Origin of the sequence: Streptomyces alfalfae (assembly GCF_004127445.1) — a bacterium.
Lineage (GTDB): Bacteria > Actinomycetota > Actinomycetes > Streptomycetales > Streptomycetaceae > Streptomyces > Streptomyces alfalfae.
Genome location: NZ_QEXM01000036.1, coordinates 1 through 22,751, shown reverse-complemented (window position 1 = coordinate 22,751; position 22,751 = coordinate 1). Strand labels below are relative to the sequence as shown.

At 72.5% G+C, this 22,751-nt stretch carries 22 protein-coding genes; 1 reads left to right on the top strand and 21 read right to left on the bottom strand.

The features are described 5' to 3' along the window. The 16 genes from DCW30_RS14545 to DCW30_RS14470 all read right to left on the bottom strand — a co-directional run bounded on the left by DCW30_RS14545 (position 1) and on the right by DCW30_RS14470 (position 16,866). Positions 1-579, bottom strand: a complete 579-nt coding sequence (locus tag DCW30_RS14545) for a helix-turn-helix domain-containing protein (protein ID WP_062781798.1) — start codon at positions 577-579, stop codon at positions 1-3. Positions 580-698: 119 nt separating this feature from the next. Continuing rightward, entirely contained in the window at positions 699-1,538 is an 840-nt protein-coding gene (locus DCW30_RS14540) for an ABC transporter ATP-binding protein (protein WP_079249899.1), read from the bottom strand. 2 nt (positions 1,539-1,540) lie between these two features. Continuing rightward, positions 1,541-2,566 (bottom strand): ABC transporter substrate-binding protein, encoded by a 1,026-nt coding sequence (locus DCW30_RS14535; RefSeq protein ID WP_076683105.1) that lies wholly within the window; start codon positions 2,564-2,566, stop codon positions 1,541-1,543. 48 nt (positions 2,567-2,614) lie between these two features. Next, positions 2,615-3,475: an ABC transporter permease gene (locus tag DCW30_RS14530; RefSeq protein WP_076683107.1), complete on the bottom strand. Its 861-nt coding sequence runs from the start codon at positions 3,473-3,475 to the stop codon at positions 2,615-2,617. A 174-nt stretch (positions 3,476-3,649) separates the two neighbouring features. Next, positions 3,650-4,549 (bottom strand): LysR family transcriptional regulator, encoded by a 900-nt coding sequence (locus tag DCW30_RS14525; protein WP_076688591.1) that lies wholly within the window; start codon positions 4,547-4,549, stop codon positions 3,650-3,652. 56 nt (positions 4,550-4,605) lie between these two features. Further along, on the bottom strand, positions 4,606-5,814 hold the full coding sequence (locus DCW30_RS14520) for a glycine C-acetyltransferase (RefSeq protein ID WP_076683109.1): 1,209 nt from the start codon (positions 5,812-5,814) through the stop codon (positions 4,606-4,608). 43 nt (positions 5,815-5,857) lie between these two features. Further along, positions 5,858-6,886 (bottom strand): L-threonine 3-dehydrogenase, encoded by a 1,029-nt coding sequence (gene tdh / locus DCW30_RS14515; protein ID WP_076683111.1) that lies wholly within the window; start codon positions 6,884-6,886, stop codon positions 5,858-5,860. A gap of 123 nt (positions 6,887-7,009) precedes the next feature. Next, positions 7,010-8,194, bottom strand: a complete 1,185-nt coding sequence (locus DCW30_RS14510) for a Gfo/Idh/MocA family protein (RefSeq protein ID WP_076683113.1) — start codon at positions 8,192-8,194, stop codon at positions 7,010-7,012. A gap of 135 nt (positions 8,195-8,329) precedes the next feature. After that, positions 8,330-8,869 (bottom strand): GAF domain-containing protein, encoded by a 540-nt coding sequence (locus tag DCW30_RS14505; RefSeq protein ID WP_062781770.1) that lies wholly within the window; start codon positions 8,867-8,869, stop codon positions 8,330-8,332. Then, entirely contained in the window at positions 8,866-9,459 is a 594-nt protein-coding gene (locus DCW30_RS14500; RefSeq protein ID WP_062781767.1) for a GTP-binding protein, read from the bottom strand. Before DCW30_RS14500 ends, DCW30_RS14505 begins: the two co-directional genes overlap by 4 nt. After that, positions 9,437-9,808 (bottom strand): DUF742 domain-containing protein, encoded by a 372-nt coding sequence (locus tag DCW30_RS14495; protein ID WP_062781764.1) that lies wholly within the window; start codon positions 9,806-9,808, stop codon positions 9,437-9,439. Before DCW30_RS14495 ends, DCW30_RS14500 begins: the two co-directional genes overlap by 23 nt. A 2-nt stretch (positions 9,809-9,810) precedes the next feature. After that, the gene (locus DCW30_RS14490) at positions 9,811-10,245 is read right to left on the bottom strand and encodes a roadblock/LC7 domain-containing protein (RefSeq protein WP_062781760.1); all 435 of its coding nucleotides are present in this window, start codon (positions 10,243-10,245) and stop codon (positions 9,811-9,813) included. Positions 10,246-10,339: 94 nt separating this feature from the next. Beyond that, positions 10,340-12,160 carry an ATP-binding protein gene (locus DCW30_RS14485; RefSeq protein WP_076683115.1) on the bottom strand — a complete coding sequence of 607 codons (1,821 nt, stop codon included), beginning with the start codon at positions 12,158-12,160 and terminating at the stop codon, positions 10,340-10,342. 382 nt (positions 12,161-12,542) lie between these two features. Then, positions 12,543-13,745 (bottom strand): MBL fold metallo-hydrolase, encoded by a 1,203-nt coding sequence (locus DCW30_RS14480; RefSeq protein ID WP_076683117.1) that lies wholly within the window; start codon positions 13,743-13,745, stop codon positions 12,543-12,545. A 109-nt stretch (positions 13,746-13,854) separates the two neighbouring features. Further along, positions 13,855-14,661 (bottom strand): SGNH/GDSL hydrolase family protein, encoded by an 807-nt coding sequence (locus tag DCW30_RS14475; RefSeq protein WP_232626953.1) that lies wholly within the window; start codon positions 14,659-14,661, stop codon positions 13,855-13,857. 78 nt (positions 14,662-14,739) lie between these two features. Continuing rightward, the gene (locus DCW30_RS14470) at positions 14,740-16,866 is read right to left on the bottom strand and encodes an alpha-galactosidase (RefSeq protein ID WP_076683119.1); all 2,127 of its coding nucleotides are present in this window, start codon (positions 16,864-16,866) and stop codon (positions 14,740-14,742) included. A 180-nt stretch (positions 16,867-17,046) separates the two neighbouring features. On the opposite strand from DCW30_RS14470, the gene DCW30_RS14465 reads away from it, so the two are divergent. Further along, positions 17,047-17,853, top strand: a complete 807-nt coding sequence (locus DCW30_RS14465) for a tyrosine-protein phosphatase (protein WP_076683121.1) — start codon at positions 17,047-17,049, stop codon at positions 17,851-17,853. Between the two features lie 12 nt (positions 17,854-17,865). Here the strand turns inward: DCW30_RS14465 and DCW30_RS14460 are convergent, their stop codons facing one another. From DCW30_RS14460 to DCW30_RS14440, 5 genes are all read right to left on the bottom strand, one after another. Then, a complete protein-coding gene (locus DCW30_RS14460) occupies positions 17,866-17,982 on the bottom strand; it encodes a DUF6126 family protein (protein ID WP_062781807.1) in 117 nt (38 codons plus the stop codon). Between the two features lie 50 nt (positions 17,983-18,032). Then, positions 18,033-18,659 (bottom strand): helix-turn-helix domain-containing protein, encoded by a 627-nt coding sequence (locus DCW30_RS14455; RefSeq protein WP_062781749.1) that lies wholly within the window; start codon positions 18,657-18,659, stop codon positions 18,033-18,035. Between the two features lie 103 nt (positions 18,660-18,762). Continuing rightward, positions 18,763-20,148, bottom strand: coding sequence for an aspartate aminotransferase family protein (locus DCW30_RS14450; RefSeq protein WP_076683123.1), 1,386 nt, complete (start codon positions 20,146-20,148; stop codon positions 18,763-18,765). Next, entirely contained in the window at positions 20,145-22,103 is a 1,959-nt protein-coding gene (gene dxs / locus DCW30_RS14445; protein WP_076683125.1) for a 1-deoxy-D-xylulose-5-phosphate synthase, read from the bottom strand. The genes DCW30_RS14450 and dxs overlap by 4 nt, the downstream gene beginning before the upstream one ends. Positions 22,104-22,174: 71 nt before the next feature. Next, a partial coding sequence (locus tag DCW30_RS14440; protein ID WP_164992602.1) for a flavodoxin-dependent (E)-4-hydroxy-3-methylbut-2-enyl-diphosphate synthase occupies positions 22,175-22,751 on the bottom strand: 577 nt, incomplete at its 5' end.

The following is a 22,751-nucleotide window of genomic DNA, read 5'->3' as shown; positions in this document are numbered from 1 at the left end:
TCACGGTTTCACCACCACCAGCGCGTACCGCACCTCCTCGTCGCCCAGGCAGCGGAAGCGTGAGGCGCCCCAGAGCCGGTAGCGCAGGCAGTCTCCGGTGCGCAGGGTGTGCGGCTCGCCCTGGACGGTGACCTCAAGGCCGCCTTCGAGCACCCAGATGTGCTGTTCGAGGCCGGGCACGGGCGGCCGGTCGTAGGCGATGTCGGCGCCCGGCTGCAGTCGGCCCTCGACCAGTTCGGCGCGCATCCCGAGGTGCGGCGGCGAGACGGACCAGCGCATGAAGCCGGCGTCGTCGTCCGTCCAGACCGCCTGGTCGACGGCGCGCACGAGCTGCGCGGGCTCCGCCTCCACCTCGCTCAGGAGCTGCGACATGGTGCGTTTGTACACGGCGCAGAGGCGGTTCAGGAGGGCCGCGGTGGGGCTGATCTCCGCGCGCTCGGCGCGGGACAGGGTGGAACGGCTGATGCCGCTCAGCTCGGACAACTCGCCGAGCGACCAGCCGTGTTCGGCCCGCAGCTCGGCCAGCCGTGCGGCGAGGCGCGCGTCGACTCCGTCATGTTCCCGCGAAGGCACGTCCATATCCGGCACGCTATCCCGTATCTGGGACGCCGACAAGCGTGATCCGGCTCTCGGCGGCCCTCGGCGCGCGCACACGGCCTGACCGGCGTGGAGCGCCGCGGCGTCGCTCCGGGCCGCGGTCAGTCGTGGGCCGAGACCGCCCCGAGCAGCTCCCTGATCCGCCCCGTCGCCGCGCGGAACTCGGGCGACGCCAGGGTGGCCGCGTAGGCGCGCTCGGCGGGCAGGCCGACGTCGACGATCTCCGTGACGGCGCCGGGGCGCGGGCTCATCACCACGACGCGGTCCGCGAGGTAGGCGGCCTCGGCGATCGAGTGCGTCACCAGGATCACCGTGGTGCCGGTCTCCCGCCAGATGCGGTTCAGCTCGACGTTCATCTGCTCCCGAGTGAGCGCGTCGAGGGCGCCGAACGGCTCGTCCATCAGCAGCACGGGCGGTTCGTGCAGCAGCGCCCGGCACAGCGCCACGCGCTGCTGCATGCCGCCGGACAGCTCGTGCGGATAGGCGTCCTCGAAGCCGTCGAGTCCGGTCATGCGGATCAATTCGTCGGCACGCGCGCGTGCCCGCTCCCCCGGGATCTTCCGCATCTCCGCCTGGAGGAGGATGTTGCGGCGTGCCGAGCGCCAGTCGAGCAGGGCGGCGCGCTGGAAGACGTAGCCGATGTCGCGCCGGGGGCCACGCACCCGTTCGCCGCCGAGCAGCACGTCACCCGACGAGGGCGCGAGCAGCCCGGCGACCAGCTTGAGCAGCGTGGACTTGCCGCAGCCCGAGGGGCCGACGATCGCCACGAACTCGCCCGCGGCGATGTCGAGCGAGACCTCGCGCAACGCGGTGACGTCCTTCTTCTTCGTGCGGAAGCGGACGGCGACGCCGTCCACCCGCACGGCGGGCACGGCCGCCGGGGCGGGCACGACGTCCCGCCCCGGTGCCGTCCCGTCCTTGAGCGCCGCGTCCTCGGGCATGCTCACCCCTTGATCCCGTTGGCCGAATCCCAGTACTCCCCCACGGAGCGGGGGTTCTTGACCATGCCCGCCTCGGAGAAGACCTCGATGGTCTGCTTCCAGTCCGCCTCGGTGTTGACGCCCGGCGCCTTCCCCTCGGTGGCCTCGGTGTGCAGCAGGGTGAGGGTCGTCCTGAACTGCTCGGCGAGGACGTCCTTCGGCGGCAGCTGCTCCGAGGCGCCCTCCATGGCGGCCACCGCGGGCCCCGGGCTCTTCTCCGCGGCGGCCCACGCCTCGCTGACCGCGGCGGTCATCCGTTTCGCCAAGTCGCCCCTGCCCTGGAGGGTCTTGGCGCCCGCGATGAGGCCGTTGGAGTAGAAGTTCAGGCCGTGCTCGGAGAAGCGCAGGTAGGAGACGTCCTTCTTGGCCTTGTTCCGCATGGTGGGTCCCTGGTCGCTCGCGTAGCCGAGCAGGCCGTCGGTCTTCCCGGAGATCACCGCGGCGATCTTGCCCGCCGGGTCGGTGTTCTGGATCTTGACGTCGGACGCGTCCATGCCGTTCTTCTGGAGGAAGATCGGGAACGTCTTGGTGAGCGCGTCGCCGGCCGTGCCCGCGACCGTCCTGCCCTTCAGGTCGCCGGGCGAGGTGACGTCCTCGGACGTGAAGGACTGCACGGACGCCGGGGTGGTCTGGAGGAACACCCCGAGGCTCTTGACCTTCACCCCCTGGTCGACGCCGGCGAGCACGGCCGGGGTGTCGGCCCAGCCGAAGTCGGTCTGCCCGGCGGCGGTGGCCTGCACGGTCTTCTGCGAGCCCTGGCCCGCCCTGATGTCCAGGTCGATGCCGTGCTTCTCGAAGATCTTCCGTTTCTCGCCGTAGTAGAACGGCGCGTGCTCGCCGTAGGGGTACCAGTTGAGCGTCAGCGTCACCTTGTCCAGCTTCTTGCCGGAGTCGCTGACGCTCGTCTTCTCGTCGCCGCCACAGGCCGTGGCGGCCGTCGCGACGAGCGCCAGGGGGACGAGGCCGGTGAGGAGTCTGCGCGCGTGCATGGGGACGGCCCTTCTCGCGTACGGCGGGACATGGCGGGGCTCGGGGGGTCAGTACGTGGCGGCCGGATCCCTGCGCCCCGCGTGCCAGGGAAGCAGCAGCTTCTCGGCGATCTCGACGAGCACGAAGAGCACCACGCCGATCAGGGACATCACGAGCAGCCCCGCGAAGAGCATGGGGGTGTCGAGGTTGCCGTTGGCCTGGAGGATGACGTAGCCGAGGCCTTCGTCGGCGCCGACGAACTCCCCGACGACCGCGCCGGTGACGGCGAGCGTCACGGCCACCTTGAGGCCGGAGAAGAGGTGCGGGAGCGACGCCGGGAAGCGGATCTTGAGGAAGGTCTGCCACGGCCGTGCGCCCATGGTCGCGGAGAGCTGCAGCATCTCGGGGTCCACGGCCTTGAGCCCGGTCACCATCGAGATCACGACGGGGAAGAAGGCGATCAGGACGGCGATGAGGATCTTCGGCGTCACCCCGAAGCCGAGCCAGACCACGAACAGCGGCGCGATGGCGATCTTCGGCACGACCTGGGCGAAGAGCAGGATGGGGTAGAGGGTCTTCTCGACCGTCGTCGAGGCGACCATGAGGACGGCCGAGACGATGCCGACGGCGACCGCGAGGACGAACCCGATGAGGGTCTCGTACGTGGTGACCCAGCTGTGCTGCCAGAGGTAGCCGGGCTTGTCGAGGATGACGTCGAGGGTCGCGCCCGGCGAGGGGACGAGATAGGACTCGACCGTCTCGGTGGCGGCGATCAGCCACCAGGCGCCGAAGCAGACGAGCAGGAGGGCCAGCGGACGCCAGCTCTTCTCGGCCAGGTCGGCGGTGCGCCTCCCGAGGCCCGGGCGTTGCCGCAGCGCGACTCCGGCCGTTCTCGCGGGAGTTGGCGTGGACAGTGCGCTCTTCACGATGAACTCCCCTGATGTTCCGTGCCATTCGAAGAGAGCGGTGCGGAGTGCCGGGAAATCGTCGCGGTCAGAAAGCGCTTTCTGACGGCTTGTCGGTCACGCTAATGACTGGCCGAGCACAGGGTCAAGAGGCCGGACCTGAGTTTCGTGGGGCGCCGGAGGCCATCGGGGACGGGCTCAGCCCGCCGCCTCCCCCAGCGCCGCGAGGACCGGGCGGATCAGCGGATGCCCCTCCGCGCCGCACCGCACCGCCGCGAACACCCGGCGCGTGGGGGCGGCGCCCTCCACGGGGCGCACCACGGCCCCCGAGACGTCCATGCCGCGCAGCGCCGAACGCGGTACGAGGGCGACGCCCGCGCCGGCCGAGGCGAGCGCCACCACCGCGCGGAAGTCGTCCGACCAGTGTTCGAGCAGCGGCTGGAACCCGGCCTGCTCACAGGCGAGGACCACGACGTCGTGGCAGGGGTTCCCCGCGAACGGGCCGATCCAGGCGTCCTTGGCCAGCTCCGCCAGCGGCACCCGGTCCGCGTCGGCGAGCCGGTGGCCGAGCGGCAGCACCGCGTCGAAGGGCTCGGCGTACAGCGGCACGCGAGTCAGCCGGGGGTCGTCGGCGCCGGGCGCGCCCCGGTACTCCACGGCCACCGCCACGTCGACCTGCCGGTCGAGGACCATCGGCAGGCTCGCGTCCCCCTCGGCGTCCCGCACCCGCAGCCTGATGCCGGGCGCGGAGTCGGCGAGGCGGGCCAGGGCGGGGCCGACGACGAGGCCGATGCCGGTGGCGAAGGAGGCGACGGTCACCGTCCCCGCCTCACCGGAGCTGTACGCGGCGAGCTCGGCCTCGGCGCGCTCCAGCTGGGCCAGGACCGCGTTGGTGTGCGTCAGCAGGATCTCGCCGGCGGGCGTGAGGCGCACCCCGCGTGCCGAGCGGTCGACCAGGCGGTGCCCCGTCTCCTGCTCCAGCGCCGTGAGCTGCTGGGACACCGCGGAGGGGGTGAGGTACAGCGCGGCGGCAGCGGCGGTGACCGTGCGGTGGTCGGCCACCGCACGGAGGATGTGCAGCCGCCGCGCTTCGATCATGCGGCCCATTGTCCCTCACCCCGGGCCCGTGCCCCGGCGGGGGCGGGTCGCGGGGCTCAGGCCCCGGCGTCCCCCAGCTCGGCGCGGGCCGCGACGAACGCGTCGACCGCCCGGTCGACGTCCTCCGTGGAGTGCGCGGCCGACAGCTGCACCCGGATGCGGGCCGCGCCCTGCGGCACCACGGGGTACGAGAAGCCGATCACGTAGACGCCGCGCTCCAGGAGGAGCTCGGCCATGCGGCCCGCGACGGACGCGTCGCCGATCATGACGGGGGCGATGGCGTGGTCGCCGGGGAGGATGTCGAAGCCCTCCTCGGTCATCCGCGAGCGGAACAGCGCGGTGTTCGCGGCGAGCCGTTCGCGCAGGTCGCCCGCCGACTCCAGGAGGTCGAGGACCTTCAGGGAGGCCGCGGCGATCACCGGGGCGAGCGTGTTGGAGAACAGGTACGGGCGCGAGCGCTGACGCAGCAGGGCGACGATCTCGGCGCGGGCCGCGACGTAGCCGCCGGAGGCGCCGCCGAGGGCCTTGCCGAGAGTGCCGGTGATGATGTCGACGCGGTCCATGACGCCGTGCAGCTCGGGGGTGCCGCGGCCGCCGGGTCCGACGAAGCCGACGGCGTGCGAGTCGTCGACCATGACCATGGCGTCGTAGCGGTCGGCGAGGTCGCAGATCTCCCGCAGCGGGGCGACGTAGCCGTCCATGGAGAAGACGCCGTCGGTGACGATCAGCTTCCGGCGGGCGCCGTCCTCGGTGGCCTCCTTGAGCTGCTTCTCCAGGTCGGCGAGGTCGCGGTTGGCGTAGCGGAAGCGGCGGGCCTTGGACAGCCGGATGCCGTCGATGATCGACGCGTGGTTGAGCGCGTCGGAGATCACCGCGTCCTCCGGGCCGAGCAGCGTCTCGAAGACACCGCCGTTGGCGTCGAAGCACGAGGAGTAGAGGATCGTGTCCTCCTGGCCGAGGAAGGCGGAGAGCCGCGCCTCCAGCTCCTTGTGCACCTCCTGCGTGCCGCAGATGAAGCGGACGGAGGCCATGCCGTAGCCCCAGCGGTCCAGGGCCTCGTGGGCGGCGGCGACGACCTCGGGGTGGTCGGCGAGGCCGAGGTAGTTGTTGGCGCAGAAGTTGAGGACCTCGCCGGGGCGGCCCCCGGCGGTGACGGCGACCTTGGCCGACTGCGGGGTGCCGATGACGCGCTCGGGCTTGTGCAGACCGGCGGAGCGGATCTCGTCGAGGGTGGCCTGGAGGTCTTCGCGTACGGAGTCGAACATGCGTGGGTCCTTAAGGGGTGAGCCGTGGAGGGGGCGGGGCGGGTCAGGCGGTCCAGTCGAGGATGACCTTGCCGCCGCGGCCGCTCGCCGCGTCGTCGAAGGCCGCCTCGAAGTCGCGGTGGCCGTACCGTCCGGTGATCACCGGGGCCAGGTCGAGGCCGCCTTCGAGCAGAACGGACATCGCGTACCAGGTCTCGAACATCTCGCGGCCGTAGATGCCCTTGATCGTGATCATCGAGGTGACGATCCTGGCCCAGTCGACGGCGAACTCCTCGGCCGGCAGGCCGAGCATGGCGATCTTGCCGCCGTGGGTCATGTTGGCGACCATGTCGCGCATCGCGCGCGGGTTGCCGGACATCTCCAGGCCGACGTCGAAGCCCTCGCGCAGGCCGAGACCGCGCTGGCCGTCGGCGATCGTCGCGTCCGCCACGTTCAGGGCGAGGCTGACGCCGACCTTGCGGGCCAGTTCCAGGCGCTCCTCGCTGACGTCGGTGATCACGACGTTGCGGGCGCCGGCGTGCCGCGCCACGGCGGCGGCCATGAGGCCGATCGGGCCCGCCCCGGTGATCAGCACGTCCTCGCCGACCAGCGGGAAGGACAGGGCGGTGTGCACGGCGTTGCCGAACGGGTCGAAGATCGCGGCCACGTCGAGGTCCACCGGGGTCCGGTGCACCCACACGTTCGCCGCGGGCAGCGCGACGTACTCGGCGAAGGCGCCGTCGCGCCCGACGCCGAGGCCGACCGTGGCGCGGCACAGATGGCGGCGTCCGGCCAGGCAGTTGCGGCACTTGCCGCAGACCAGGTGCCCCTCGCCGCTGACCCGGTCGCCCGCCTTGATGTCGGCGACGTCGCGGCCGACCTCGACCACCTCGCCGACGAACTCGTGGCCGACCACCAGGGGCGCGCTGATCGCCTGCTGCGCCCAGCCGTCCCAGGCCCGGATGTGCAGATCGGTCCCGCAGATACCGGTGCGGAGCACCTTGATGAGGACGTCCCCGTGGCCGACGGCCGGCTCCGGCACGTCCATCAGCCGGAGACCCGGTTCCGCCTTCTCCTTGACCAGCGCCTTCAACGCAACGGCTCCTGTCGTACGTCGCTTCTTCCTCCGACGACACAGGAATCTTCCCTACGGTGGCGCCCCGGTCCATCGAGACTTTCTTAAGCGCCGCCGCAGCTTTACTTCAGACCATGCCGGTCAGCGCACCTGTCCGCCCTCGAAATAGGCGATGAGGGCGGGGTCCAGCCCGGGCACCTCGCGCGGTGTGCCGCCGTCCCGCAGCGACTGCGTCGCCCGCACTCCGGCCGCCACCGCCATGCGCGCCGCGACGGGCGAGGTGTCGGTGGCCCCTCCCTCGCGGGCGAAGCGGACGAACTCGTCGATCAGCAGCGGGTCGGCGCCGGCGTGCCCGCCGTCGTCCTGGACGTCGGGCACCGGGTACGTGGCGTCGGCGTCGCCCCGGTAGCCGGAGCGGCGGGAGTTCCACACCTTGACCTCGGCGCCGGGGCCGTCGCCGAAGTTCTCCAGGCGGCCCGCGTCACCGATCACGGTGTAGTTGCGCCAGTAGTCGGGGGTGAAGTGGCACTGCTGGTAGGCGGCGAGCACGCCGTTGTCCAGGCGCATGTTGACCAGGGAGACGTCCTCGACGTCGATGACCGCGTTCAGGCCGCGCTGGGTGTGCGGCGGCCAGTGGCCGTCCTCGGTGTACCAGTCGTCGGTCTTCGGCTCGCCCGGCGCGCGGCGGTGCGTGTTGTCCCCGTAGACCATCAGGTCGCCGAGCGCCTGTACCTGCCGGGTGTAGCCGTTCGCGAGCCAGTGCAGCACGTCGATGTCGTGGGCGGCCTTCTGCAGCAGCAGGCCGGTGGTGCAGCGCCGCTCGGCGTGCCAGTCCTTGAAGTACCAGTCACCGCCGTACCCCACGAAGTGCCGCACCCAGACCGTCTTGACCTCGCCGATCTCGCCGCGCTCGATGATGTCCCGCATCAGCCGGACCACGGGCATGTGGCGCATGTTGTGCCCGACGTACAGGCGCGTGCCCGTCTCGTACGCCGTCCGCAGGATCTCGTCGCACGCCTCGATCCCGATCTCCAGGGGCTTCTCGACGAAGACGGGTTTGCCCTCGCGCAACGCCTCGCGGGCCAGTGCCGCATGGGTGTGGTCGGGGGTGAGGACCACGATCGCGTCGACGTCCGGGTCCGCCACCACCTTGCGGTGGTCGCTCGCTATCAGCGCGTCGGGGAAGGCGGCCGCCGCCTCGGCGCGGGCGGTGGCGTCGTGCTCCGCCAGCGCGGTGACGCGTGAGCCCGCGCCCGGCCGGTGGGCGGTGCGGGCGAGTGAGCCGCGCAGTCCGTAGCCGAGGACGCCGAGACGGAGGTCGGTCATGGAACTTCCTTCGCTTGTGCCGGACTTGCTCGTACGGGCGTCACCCCTGCCGCCCGCTCGGGCCGGCGCCGCGGTGAGCTCGGTCCTTGTGTATCCGGCGCCGGCCGCCCGTGTCGAGGAGTCCGGGGGTCCGGGTCAGATCCCGCCGTCCTCCCTCCGGTGGATCTGCCCGACCAGCTCCGCGGCCATCGCCTTGATGGTGTCGAGGCCCGCCCTGCCCCAGCGGCGCGGTTCGACGTCGACGGCGCAGACGGTGCCGAGCGCCATCCCCGTACGGTCGAGGAGGGGCGCGCCCAGGTAGGAGCGGATGCCGATCTCGTCGACGACGGGGTTGCCCGCGAAGCGCGGGAAGTCGCGGACGTCCTCCAGGACGAGGGCCTTGCGGCGCACCACCACGTGCGGGCAGTACCCGTGGTCGCGGGCCAGGTAGCGGCCCACCGAGCCGACCCCCTGCCCGTCGGCGGCGTGCAGGCCCGCGAAGAACTGCCGCTCCTCGTCGAGGAAGTTGACCATCGCGTACGGTGCGCCGGTCAGCTCGGCGACGCGGCCCGCGAAGGCGTCGAGGGCCGGCTCGGGCCGTTCCCCGATGTCCAGCTCCCGCAGTCTGCGCATCCGCGCGGGGGCCTCGTTGTCGACGGGGGTGAGCAGGAGACGACCGGTCGGGTCGTGCATCACGTGTGGGCTCCGTAGCTGGGTGCCGGGGCATGGTCGAGCAGGTGCCTGACGAGTGTCAGGAGGGTCTGGATGCCGGAGCTGGAGATCCGCGCGTCGCAGCGCACCACCGGCACCCGGGGGTCCAGGTCGATCGCGGAGCGCACCTCGTCGGGTTCATAGCGGTGGGCGCCGTCGAATTCGTTGATGGCGACGATGAAGCCCATGCCGCGCTGTTCGAAGAAGTCCACGGCGGCGAAGCAGTCCTCGAGGCGGCGGGTGTCGGCGAGCACCACCGCGCCGAGCGCGCCCGCGGACAGCTCGTCCCACATGAACCAGAACCGTTCCTGTCCCGGGGTGCCGAAGAGGTACAGCACATGTGCGGGGTCGAGCGTGATGCGTCCGAAGTCCATGGCGACGGTCGTCGTGGTCTTGTTCTCGACGCCCGACAGGTCGTCGGTGCCCTCGCTCACCGCGGTGAGCAGTTCCTCCGTGCTCAGCGGCGCGATCTCGCTGACCGCGCCGACGAAGGTCGTCTTGCCGACCCCGAATCCCCCGGCGACCAAGATCTTCAGCGCGGTGGGGAAGGGGTCAGAGCTGTCGTCGTAATCCATCGAGCACTGCCTCCAACAGGGAACGGTCAGTGGGGTTGTGGTAGAAGTCCGGGGCCTTCGTCGTGAGGGCCCCGCAGTCGAGGAGATCGCTGAGGATCACTTTGGTGACGACCGCGGGCAGTTTCAGGTGGGCCGCGATCTCGGCCACGGAGGTGGGTGCCTCGCACTGGCCGAGGGCCGCGGAATGCTCTGGTCCGAGGTAGCCGAGGGGGGTCGCCCCGGTGGCCATGACCTGGGAGAGCAGGTCGAGTTGGGTGGTCGGTCTGGTCCGTCCGTCGCTGACGGTGTAGGGGCGTACGAGCCGCCCCGCCGCGTCGTCGAGCCAGGGCCCGTCATGCGGGGCCGCCATGGTCAGTGCCTCATCGGCGCGGGTTCGCCGACCGGCTGCCGGGGCGCGGTGATCAGGTACGGGCGCACGCTCTTGACCAGCATCGCCATCTCGTAGCCGAGGACCGCCGCGTCGGCGTCTCTGCCCGCGAGCACGGCGAGACAGGTGCCCGAGCCCGCGGTGGAGACGAACAGGAGCGTGGAGTCCAGTTCCACGACGACCTGCCGGACGTCGCCGCCGTCGCCGAAGCGGACGCCCGCGCTGCGCCCGAGCGAGTAGAGGCCCGAGGCGAGTGCGGCCATGTGGTCGGCGCTGTCGGGGTCGAGGCCGTGCACCGACTTCACGAGGCCGTCGGAGGAGAGCAGGACGGCGCTGTGGGTGTGCGGTACACGCTGCACGAGGCCACTCATCAGCCAGTCGAGGTCGGATACATGACCGGTCGGCGCATCGCTCGCCATGGTGGATCGACTCCTTGGGGTACGAACGTACGAAGGTCTGCCGGGGCAGGGACGGTGGGGAGAGGGGGACTGGTCGTCGGGCGTGTGGTGCTGGTCAGCCGCCTTGTCCGTGCCCGTCGGGCGGCAGGTCGCTCCCGTGCTCCCGTGGGACGGGGTCGCGCGCGTCCTGCGCCTGGGCGAGGCCGATGCCGCGCTGGAAGGCGGCCATGAGGCCCGGGTCGTGGCCGACGACGTCGCCCTCGGGGCGCGGCGCCGGGGAGTCCCGCAGCTGCGGGGCGATGTGTTCCTGCGCCTTCCGCTTGGGCAGTTGCGGTCTGCCGACCCGGCCGCGCACCGCTCCGTTCAGCGGGGTGGGGAGCGTGCCCGCGTGCCGGGCCGCCGCCTGCCGGTCCTCCGGGCGGATGCCGGGGACGGCCTCGGCGGGGGTCGGCCGCTCCTGGCGGGCGCCGCGCACGGGCAGGGGGGCGGGCCCGTCGGAGGCCTTTCGGCCCGCGGGTACGGCCGCCGGCGCCTCGGCGCGCGGCTGGAGCGGCACGGACGCCGCGTCGGCGCGGTGCTGCCCGGCCGGGACGGGGGCCGGCGGCTGGGCGGGAGGGACGCCGTTCGCGGCTACCGCGCCCGTCTCCGTCCCCCCGCCGATGACGCCGGTCACTCCGTCGGTGGCCTCCGCCCGGCCGACCGGGCGGCGCTTGGCAGGCGCCGCCTCCGGTTCGTCGCCGAGGAGTTCCTGCGGCACGATCAGCACGGCCTGGACGCCGCCGTAGATGTTGCTCTGGAGCCGGACGGCCACGCCGTGCCTGCGGGCGAGCGCGGCGACCACGTAGAGCCCGATGCGGCCGTCCTGCAGGAGGCTCGCCACGTTCACCTGGTCGGGGTCGGCGAGCAGGCGGTTCATCTTGTTCTGCTCGGTGAGGGGCATGCCGAGCCCCCGGTCCTCGACCTCCACGGCGAGCCCGGCCGTCACGAGGTTGGCGCGCAGCAGGACCTGGGTGTGCGGGGCGGAGAACACCGTGGCGTTCTCGACGAGTTCGGCGAGCAGATGGATGATGTCGGCGACGGCGTGCCCGCGCAGGGTGCCGTCGATGGGCGGCACCAGCTTGACGCGGGAGTACTGCTCGACCTCGGCGATGGCCGAGCGCATCACCTCGGTCGTGGAGACGGGGTGGCTCCACTGGCGGCGCGAGACGGCGCCGCCGAGCACGGCGAGGTTCTCGGCGTGCCTGCGGATGCGGGTGGCGAGGTGGTCGACGTGGAAGAGGCCCTTCAGCAGCTCGGGGTCCTCGACCTCGTTCTCCAGCTCGTCGAGCAGGGAGATCTCGCGGTGCACGAGGGACTGCAGGCGGCGCGCGAGGTTCACGAAGACCTCGACCTTCTGTTCGCTGCCCGCGTGGCTGGAGAGCTGGGAGGCCTGCACCACGGCGCCGACCGCGACGTCCTGCGCGCGGCTCAGCTCGTCGGCGAGCACGTCGAACTCGTCGGCGCCCGGCCGGGTCCTCGGCGGGGTGCCGCGCGCGGGCGGCGGCTCGCCCCTGCGCAGCTTCTCGACGACCTCCCACAGCTCGCTCTGGCCCTTGGCGGTGGTGTGGCGCAGCGCGCCGACCCGGTCCCGTACGGTCTTCGCGGCGCGGTCGGCGGCCACGGCGGCGACCACGACGCCGGTGAGACCGACGAGCGCGGCGGCGCCGAGGACGGCGAGCAGGGCGGGGCCGGGGGTGATCCCGGCCGAGCGCAGCGTGAACAGCACGGCCGCGCAGGCGCTGAGGCCCACGGCGACGGCGGGCAGCACCGCGATCCGCAGGAGCTGGGGCCGTATGTGGGCCTCGGGGAGTGCGGTGGCGGTACGGCTGCCGGGTTTGCCGTGCCGCCCGCCCTCACGGCGGTCTGCGCGGGTGGCCGGTGCGCGTAGGTGCGACATCTGCGTCCTCGGTACGTTGCGACGGGGGTTCGGCGGGCGGCCCGACTCCTCATGTGCGGCATGTTCGCGGCAGCGCCGTGCCGGCCGGCAGGTCCGCGAGGCCATCGCCGCCCCGTGATCCCTGCGTCGCCCGACGGCCACACACGGTAGTCGGCCGGGTGCCGGGTGCGGTGGGCGCTTGGGAAAGTCGGCGGGGCAGTGTCCCGCTCTGGTATGACGCCTCGCACGGGGGTCCGAATCGGGTCGCACGTGAGTCCGCATCCGGGCCCGGCGGCTCATCGGACGCCACGGAAAACAGCGAAGCGCTGCCCGCTCACGAGGAACGGGCAGCGCTGTACGGGTGGCCGGCGGGGCCGCGGGCGCCCCGCCGTGGATCAGCGGATCAGCCGACCGGCGCGGCCTCCGTGTCGCCGCTGTCGGCCGCCGTGGGCCGCGGTCGCACCGCCGCCGCGGGCGCCTCGGGCCAGCCGCCGGGCGGTACGGCCGCGACGCCGCGCCACCAGGGCGCGTCCGGCATGGCCCGCGAGCCCGGCTCGAAGGGCTGACCGGGGCAGGGCAGGGCGATGGCCGCGCCCGCGCGGCGCGCCGCCGCGAGGGTGCCCTCACCCGGCTCCGCCCACGGGTGCGGCGCGAGGTTGAACGTCGCCCAGTGGATCGGCAGCAGCACGCCGTGCGGCCGTCCGCCCTGGAGGTCGAGGTGGGCCCGCAGCCCCTCCTCGGGGGTCATGTGGATGTCGGGCCAGAACTCCGAGTACGCGCCGATCTGGATCATCGTGACGTCGAACGGGCCGTGCTGGGCCCCGATGTCGCGGAAGCCGGCGAAGTACCCCGTGTCGCCGCTGTGGAACACGCGGTGGTCGGAGCCCTCGACCACCCAGGACGCCCAGAGCGTGTGCTGCTGGTTGCGCAGGCCGCGCCCGCAGAAGTGGCGTGCGGGCGTGGCCGTCAGTGTCAGGCCCGCCACCTCCGCCGACTCGTGCCAGTCCAGCTCGCGCAGCCGGTCGGCGGGCACGCCCCAGCGCTCCAGGTGGGCGCCGACGCCGAGCGGCACGGCGAAGACGGCGCCGGTGCCGACCAGGGCCTTGATCGTGGGCAGGTCCAGGTGGTCGTAGTGGTCGTGCGAGATGACCACCGCGTCGACCGGGCCGAGCGCTTCGAGGGGCACGGGCACGGGGTGCAGGCGCTTGGGCCCCGCGAAGGAGAACGGCGAGCACCGCTCGCCCCACACGGGGTCGAACAGGACGCGGCGTCCGTCGATCTCGGCGAGCACGCTCGAATGCCCCATCCAGGTGATCCGCAGGCCGTCGGCGGGCGGCTCGGCGAGGTCGGCGAGCGTGGTGGAGTGCACGGGGACGGTGCCCGCGGGGCCGCGGCGGGCCCGCTCCTCCTTGCGGAAGTAGATCTTCGCGAACTCCAGGGTGGAGCCGGACGGCCTGGTCCGCGCCCCCACGGGGTTCTGGAAGGACCCCTCGGCCACCGAGAAGTTCGGCGACCGGCGGATCCGCGCCAGTCGCGCGCCCGCCGGGTCCGCACCGAAAGCGAGGGACCGCAGCGAGCGGAGCCCGGGAATCAGGGACCGTGACACGGGACCTCCTGAAGGGGATGGATGGGCCTTTCCATTATGTCCACCGGCCGCGCCGGCACGTCGCCGAGCCCCCCGCACGCGGGACCCCGGCGGCGTGGCGAGCGCCTCGCTACAGGGGCAGCAGGTCGGGGCGCTTGGCGGCCACGTGGTCGCCCGAGCTCTCGCCGCGGATGCGCCGCCCGATCCACGGCACCAGGTACTCGCGCGCCCAGTGGATGTCGTCGCGCCGCAGGTCGAGCGCGCCGCGCCGCGGCAGCGGCGGCCACACCTGGTCGGGGTCGGCGGGCACTTCGAGGCCGAGCACCTGGCCGGCCCGCAGCGCCACGCGCGTGTGCCCCTCCGCCGAGAGGTGCAGCCGGTCGCCGTCCCAGGCGCGCCGGTCCTGGACGGTCTTGAGGGACCACAGGTCGAGCACGGGGCAGCCGTAGCGGTCGGCGATGGCGCGGACGTGCATGTTGTACGTGGCGATCTTGCCGCGCAGATGCTTGAGGACCGCTACGCCGCGGGTGTCGAAGCCGGTGGTCACCATGACCGTGCCGACGGCCGAGGTGAGGTCGGCGACGGCCCGCTCGAAGCGCTCGGCGACCTCGTCGGGGTCGGTGCCGGGACGGATGATGTCGTTGCCGCCCGCGCAGAAGGTCACCAGGTCGGGTGAGAGCTCCTTGGCGCGTGGCACCTGGTCCTCGACGATCTGGTCGAGGAGCTTCCCGCGCACGGCGAGGTTGGCGTACCGGAAGGTGTGCTCGGGCACCCGGTCGGCGAGCAGGACCGCGAGGCGGTCGGCCCACCCGACGAACGTGCCGTCGGGGCCGGGGTCGCCCACTCCTTCGGTGAAGCTGTCGCCGACGGCCGCGTAGGAGGTGAAGACGGTGGGGTTGAGGGGGCGGGGGATGAAGGTTGTCGACTCTGCGCTCACGGGGTCACATACTTCACCTTGCTAAGTGACCTACGCCACCGTAGGGAGGGGTTGACGGGGCGTGAGATAACCCACCGGTCAAGATTCATCCAAGGACGGAATAAATGCCGTCCCGTGGCGCCTCCGCAGCCGGAACACCGCCGCGTCCAGATCGCCCTTGAGCCCGGTCCGCAACCCCCGGTGCAGCAGCACCGCTCCCCGGTGGGTCTCGCCGGTGTCCAGGCAGACGTACGACGCCCGCGGGTCGAGTCCGCGCAGCCGCACCGGTGCCGGTTCCTCCCCGTAGGCCTGGGCGGGGAGCCAGGCGAGGACCACGGTGTCGTCGCCGCGCACGTACTGTACGGCGCTGAGTCCGGCCTCCGGCGGGCGCAGCCGGTAGAGGTCGCCGAGCTGCACGACGGGCCGGATCTCCTTGTAGAGGCCGACCCAGTCGCGGGCCTCGGCGAGTTCGTCCTCGCTCCACCGGGTGAGGTCGCCGCTGATGCCGAGCACCCCGGCCATCGCGCTGACGAACCGGAAGCGCTGCGAGCTGACGCGGCCGTTCATCTGGGTGTTGGGGCTGTCGGTGACCCAGGCCGCCATGACGCGCGCCGGGTGGACCTGGCTGAAGCCGTGCTGGATGGCGAGCCGGTCGAGCGGGTCGGTGTTGTCCGAGGTCCACACCTGGTCGGTGCGGGAGAGGATGCCGAGGTCGACCCGGCCGCCGCCGCCCGAGCAGGACTCGAAGGCCACGGCGGGATGCGCGGCCCGCAGCCGGTCGATGAGGTCGTACAGCGCGTGGGTGTGGGCCCACGACGGGTCGGTCCGCCCGGGGCCGCCGGGTGGTCCCGCGTCGGTGAAGCTGCGGTTGAAGTCCCACTTCACGTAGTCGATGGGGGCGCTGTCGAGCAGGTGGTCCAGCCGGCGGTACAGGTGGGCGCGGACGTCGTCGCGCGAGAGGTCGAGGACGAGCTGGTTGCGGAACTCCGTGCGCCTGCGGCCCGGCTGGCGCCGCACCCAGTCGGGGTGGGCGCGGTAGAGGTCGCTGTCGGGGTTGACCATCTCGGGCTCCACCCAGATGCCGAAGCGCATGCCGAGGCCGTGCACCTCGTCGGCGAGCGGTTCGAGCCCTTCGGGGAAGCGGTCGGGGTTGGGTGTCCAGTCGCCGAGGCCCGTCCGGTCGTCGACCCGGCCGCCGAACCACGCGTCGTCGACGACGAACAGCTCGACACCGAGCCCCGCCGCCCGGCGCGCCAGGGCCCGCTGCTGTTCCTCGGAGATGTCGAAACCGGTGGCCTCCCAGGAGTTGTACAGGACCGGGCGCACCGTCCCCCCGTCGGGGATGACGTGTTCGCGCTGGTAGGCGTGCCAGGCCCGGCCGGCGCCGCCGAAGCCGCCGCCGCTCCATAGCCCCGCGCACACGGGTGTGACGACGGCGCTGCCGGGTTCCAGGACGGTGACCCCGCCGTCGTCGTGGCCCACCCCGCCGGTGATCTGCACGGCCCCGTCGGGCAGCCGGTGCACGGCGATGCGCCAGGACCCCGACCAGGCGAGCGCGCAGCTGTACACCTCGCCGTGCTCCTCGCCCGCCCCCTCGGCGTCGAGCGCCACCCAGGGCAGGTGCTGGTGCCCGGTGTGCCCGCGCCTGCTGCCGATGACCTGCTCGCCGTACGCGAGGCTGGAGCGCGCCGACCTCGACTCCGCGCCCCAGCGGCCATGGAGCTGGGTCAGGCGCCAGTCGTCGCGGGCCGGCAGGGTCCAGGTCGCGGAGTCCATGCGGAGGATGTCGAGCGGCGGCGCGTGGTGGTCGCCCTCGTGGACGAGGACGGTGTGCCGCTCGACGACGTCGCCGCGCAGCCGGTAGCCGAGGGTGACCGCGAGCTGGTGCAGGGGGTCGCGGAAGTGCACCTGGAGCTCGTCCTCGCCGACCGCCGCGCTCGTGTACCGCCACTCGGTCCCGCGCACCGTGCCGTCGCGGACGGACAGCGCGGGCCGCACGAAGCGGGGCCCGCCCTCCACGGGGTACTCCTCGCGCCCGTCGAGCGGCGACTCGAAGCCGCGCTCGGGGGGCGGCGGCTCGGCGGCGAGCGCCTCGGCGTCGGGGAGGGCGATGCGCGGGCCCCAGTAGAGGTGGAGCAGTTCGTCGCGGTCCGTGAGCCGCAGTGCGTAGCTGCTGGTGGGCCCGGTGAGGAGCCAGGTCCGTCCGTCCTCGCCGACCTCGACCATCAGACCCCCGCCGAACCCTGCCGCGAACCGAACAGGAAGACGCCCATGCGCCTATCGTCGGGGGCCGGGCATGCCGCGGGCAACCGCTGCGCGGGGGTGATTGCCGGGAGTACGCGTGTCGTATCGTCGAAGGCGCATTCACCGGCGAGCGACGCCGGCCGCCGAGCCCGAGGAGAGCCCGTGACGCAGCAGTTCCCGCCGGCAGAGCTGTCAGAGCCCGAGCTCGCCGGAGTGCGCAACTTCCGTGACGTGGGCGGGCTGCCGACCGTGGACGGCCGCCGGGTCCGCGCGGGCCGGCTGTTCCGCAGCGGGCACCTCGCGCACGCCACCGAGGCGGACGCCGCCTTCCTGTCCTCGCTGGGACTGCACACGGTCTTCGACTTCCGCAACGCCGCCGACCAGCGCCTCGAAGGCCCTGACGTGACGCTGCCCGGCGTGCGGAACGTGAACCTGCCGCTGAGCGATCCGGCCGACGGCGCCGAGTTCTGGAAGATGGTCCGCGACGGCGACCTCGACCAGCTCCGCTCGATCCTCGCCGACGGCAAGGGCGCCGAGCGGATGTCGGCCTCGTACCGGACGATCATCAAGGAGCGCACCGCCGAGCACAGCCGGGTGCTGCACGCGCTGGCCGACGACAGCGTGCCCGCGCTGATGCACTGCGCGGCGGGCAAGGACCGCGCCGGTCTCTCCATAGCCGTGACGCTCCTGGCCGTCGGGGTGGACCGGGACGCCATCGAGGCGGACTACCTGGAGTCGAACGCGGCGCACAGGCGCTACCGGGTGCGGCGTTCGAGCGACTCCCCGAACGCGATGTCCCCCGAGGTCATGGAGCTGCTCAACCCCCTCTTCGACGCCCGCGCCGAGTATCTGGCCGCCGCTTTCGAGACGATCGAGCAGACCTGGGGCGGCACGGACGCCTACCTCACCGAGGGCCTGAAGCTCTCCCCCGCGACCCGCGAGCGGCTGCGCGAGCGCCTGCTCGACTAGGCCCCGCGGGAGCTACTGGTTCTGCGCCCCCAGTTCGAACAGCAGGTAGATGAAGGCCGCGAAGATGTGGCCGACGGCGACGTAGATGATCAGGCGGATCCACAGGGCGCGGGGGAACTTCTCCTCCATGTCCTTGGCCCGCCGTTCGGGCTGTGCGGAACCCTGCGGTTCGAGGTCACTCATGCCGGCTCTCCCGGGGTGGGGCCGCCCAGGCACACCGCGGTGGCGGGGCTCTGCAGCAGCGTGTGGACGAAGAGGAGATCGGCGCCGTCCTGGTCGGCGGCGGCGATGCGGTGCGGGGTCAGCGAGTCGAAGTGCGCGCCGTCCCCCGGCGCGAGGAGGTGCGTGGTGTCGCCCAGGCGCAGCTTCAGCCGCCCCTTCAGGACGTGCAGCCACTCCTCGCCGGGGTGGACGCGGACGATGTCGCCCTGGGCGCCGTGCGGCACGTGGACGCGCAGAGCCTGCATGGAGCGGCTGCGGGCGCCCGCCTGCCAGTAGGTCCAGCCGCCGGCCCGGGTGGGTTCCATGTCCGCAGCGCGGATCACGGAGTCGTGGTCGGCCACGGTCTCGCCGAGGAGTTCCGAGACCGTCGTACCGTAGACGCGTGCGAGGGCGAGCAGCATCGGCAGCGACGGCTGGCGCTGCCCGGTCTCCAGGCGGGAGAGATGGGCGGGCGAGAGCCCGGCGGTGCGGGCGGCGGCCTCCAGGGTGAGCTGGGCGCGACGCCGCAGCTCACGCAGTTGTGGCGCGACGGCGGGCAGCGCCTCGGCCGCATCCGGCGGCTCGACGGGCTCGGGAGTGCTCATGAACCGATTGAGCCAGACCTTTGCCTCTCGGGCAACTTTCTTGCCTGAGAGGCAAAAAGCCGGTGAGGCGCGCTCGCGGATCCGCGGAGAGCGCGCGCGGCGGCTAGCGGTTCGCGACCGCCTGCTTCACCAGTGTCCTGCCGAAGTCCCACATCAGCCCGCCCCCGCTGTGCGCCTCGTCCATCACGGCGGTGAACGCCTCGACGAAGCGGTCCGCCTCCTTCTCCCCCACGGTCAGCGGCGGGATGAGCTTGATGACCTCCAGGTGGTCGCCGGAGACCTGGGTGAGGATGCGGTGCTTCTGGAGCAGCGGCACGACCACCATCTGCGCGAAGAGGCCCTTGCGCGCGGCCTGCAGCATCGTCCAGCGCCCGCGCAGCTTCAGCGACCTGGGGCGCCCGAACTCGATGCCGATCATCAGGCCCCGCCCCCGCACCTCGTGCAGCAGTTCGTAGCGGTCGACGAGCGCGGCGAGGCGGGATTTCAGGAGCTCTCCCGTCACGCGGGCGTTCTCCACGATCCCCTCGTCCTCCATGACGGCGAGGACGGCGAGCCCGGCGGCCATGGCCTGCGCGTTGGAGCCGAAGCTCGCCGAGTGCACGAGCACCCGGTCCATGGAGGAGTAGACCTTCTTGAAGATCCAGTCCTTGCCGAGCGTGGCGCCGATCGGCACATATCCGCCCGACAGCGCCTTGGCGACGCAGACCAGGTCCGGTTCGACGCCCTCCTCGTGCTGGTGGGCGTAGAACCGGCCCGTCCTGCCGAGGCCGGTCTGCACCTCGTCTGCGATCAGGAGCGCCTTGTGGCGGTGCAGCAGATCCTGGGCGGCGCGCAGATAGCCGGGTGGGGGCTCAAGGACGCCCTTGCCCTGGACGGGCTCGACGATGAGCCCGGCCACGTCGCCCTTCTTCAGCTCCCGCGCCAGGGCGTCGAGGTCGCCGAGCGGGACGGCCGTGTCGGGCAGCAGCGGCGCGAAGCCGTCCCGGAAGCCGCTCTCGCCGTTGACGGAGAGCGAACCGGTGGTCAGCCCGTGGAAGGCGTGGGAGCAGTACAGGACCCTCGGTCTCCCCGTCGCGTAGCGGGCGAACTTCAGGGCCGTCTCGACGGCTTCCGTGCCGCTGTTGCCGAAGAACACCCGGTCCAGGTGCGGGCTGTGGGTGAGGAGCCGCTCGGCGAGCAGTCCGGGCAGCGGCTGGCAGTCGAAGCGGGTGAGGTCGGCGAGCGAGGCGTCCAGCACGTCGTGGAGCGCCTTGCGGACCACGGGGTGGTGCCTGCCGAGGCCCATCACGCCGAAGCCGGCCAGCATGTCGAGGTAGTCGTTGCCCTCGGCGTCCCAGAAGTACGCGCCCTCGGCCCGTTCGTAGACCTTGTCGAAGCCGATGGTGTGCAGCATGCGCGGCAGCTGGTGGTTGAGGTGCCTCGCGTGCAGGTCGTACCGCTCGGCGCCCCGCTCGGCGAGGAGCCTGCCGAGGTCGAACTCCTTGGTCATGCGCTGTCCTCCTTGCCGCCGTGCTGCTCGCCGGCGTGCTCCTTGCCCGACCCTTGCCCCGCGGCCCCCGTCGCGTCCTTGCGGGCCAGCGTGGCGCTGATCCGGCCCGCGATCTCGACCGGCGTGAGGCCGAGGTCCGCCAGGACCTCGCCGCGCTTGGCGTGCGCGAGGAACTGCTCGGGGATGCCGAACCGCCGCACGGATACGTCGACCTCGGCCTCGCCGAGCGCGAGCGCGACCGCGGCGCCGACGCCCGAGGCGCGGCTGTTGTCCTCGACCACGGCCACGACGCGGTGGCGGGCGGCGAGAGCGGGCAGCTCCGGGTCGACCGGCTTGACCCAGCGGGGGTCGACGACCGTGCAGCGCAGGCCGCGCTCCCGCAGCAGCCCGGCGGCCTGGAGGCAGACCGGCGCCATCACGCCGACGGCGACGAACAGCACGTCGGCGTCGGCGCCGGGGCCGGCGTCCCTGAGCAGCACGTCGAGGCCGCCGAGCCGGTCGACCGCCGGGATCGCGGGGCCCACGGACTCCTTGGGGAAGCGGATGAGGGTGGGCGCGTCGTCCACCGCGACGGCCTCCCTGAGCTGGGCGCGGAGCTGGTCGGCGTCGCGCGGCGCGGCGATCCGCAGGCCGGGCACGACCTGGAGGATCGACAGGTCCCACATGCCGTTGTGCGAGGCCCCGTCCACCCCGGTGACCCCGGCGCGGTCGAGCACGAACGTGACGCCGCACCGGTGCAGCGCGACGTCCATCAGGAGCTGGTCGAAGGCGCGGTTGAGGAAGGTCGCGTAGACCGCGACGACCGGGTGGAGGCCGCCCGTGGCGAGACCGGCCGCCGACACCGCGGCGTGTTGCTCGGCGATGCCCACGTCCCAGATCCGGTCGGGGTAGGCCTCGGCGAAGCCGGAGAGGCCGACCGGGCCGAGCATGGCGGCGGTGATGGCGACGACGTCCTCGCGCTCGGCGCCGATGCGGACGATCTCGTCGCCGAACACCGAGGTCCAGGACGGGCCGCCCGCGGGGGCGAGCGGCTCGCAGGTGAGCGGGTCCATGACGCCGACGGTGTGGAAGCGGTCGGCCTCGTCGGCGAGCGCGGGTTCATAGCCGCGGCCCTTCTCGGTGAGGCAGTGCACGATGACCGGGCCGTGGAAGCGTTTCGCGCGGCGCAGCGCCGACTCGACGGCGCCCATGTCGTGGCCGTCGATCGGGCCCACGTACTTCAGCCCCAGGTCCTCGAACATGCCCTGCGGCGCGAAGGCGTCCTTGAACCCCTTCTTGGCGCCGTGCAGGGACTCGTACAGGGTCTGCCCCACGAGGGGGGTGCGCTGGAGGACGTCCTTGCCCCAGGCCAGGACCTGTTCGTAGCTGTCGGTGGTGCGCAGCGTGGCGAGGTGGTCGGCGAGGCCGCCGATGGTGGGGGCGTAGGAGCGTTCGTTGTCGTTGACGACGATGATCAGCGGCCGGTTCTTCGCCGCCGCGATGTTGTTCAGCGCCTCCCACGCCATGCCTCCGGTGAGCGCACCGTCCCCGATGACGGCGACGACGTGGCCCCGCTCGCCGAGGACCTGGCGTGCCTTGGCGAGGCCGTCGGCCCAGCCGAGCGCGGTCGACGCGTGGCTGTTCTCGACGATGTCGTGCTCGGACTCCTCGCGCGAGGGGTAGCCCGAGAGGCCGCCCTTGCCGCGCAGCTTGGAGAAGTCCTGCCGGCCGGTCAGGAGCTTGTGGACGTAGCTCTGGTGGCCGGTGTCCCACACGAGGCGGTCCACGGGCGACTCGAAGACCCGGTGCAGGGCGATCGAGAGCTCCACCACCCCCAGGTTGGGCCCGAGGTGGCCGCCGGTCCTCGCGACGGCGTGCACCAGGAACTCGCGGACCTCCTCCGCCAGTGTGTCGAGCTCGGTCTCGGTCAGCGCCTTGAGATCGCGCGGCCCCCGGATGGTGTCGAGAAGCGTCATGCTCGGGCCCCCTCTCTGCCAGTTCTCAGCTCTGCTCGGCTCGGCTCCGCCGCTCAGCGGCTCCGCTCGGCTCAGCTCACGGTGACGTCGGGCGCCCCCGAGGAGACCCCCTCCTTCTCCATCCGCTCGGCGATCCTCATCGCCTCGTCGATCAGCGTCTCCACGATCTTCGACTCCGGGACGGTCTTGATGACCTCGCCCTTCACGAAGATCTGCCCCTTGCCGTTGCCCGACGCCACACCGAGGTCGGCCTCGCGGGCCTCGCCGGGGCCGTTCACCACACAGCCCATGACCGCGACCCGCAGCGGGACCTCCATGCCCTCAAGACCCGCCGTGACCTCCTCGGCCAGCTTGTAGACGTCCACCTGGGCCCGCCCGCACGAGGGGCAGGAGACGATCTCCAGGCGGCGCTGGCGCAGGTTCAGCGACTCCAGGATCTGGATGCCGACCTTGATCTCCTCCGCCGGCGGCGCGGAGAGCGAGACGCGGATCGTGTCGCCGATGCCCTCGCTCAGCAGCGCGCCGAAGGCGACCGCCGACTTGATCGTGCCCTGGAAGGCGGGGCCCGCCTCCGTCACGCCCAGGTGGAGGGGGTAGTCGCAGGCCGCCGCCAGCTGGCGGTAGGCGTTCACCATGACGACCGGGTCG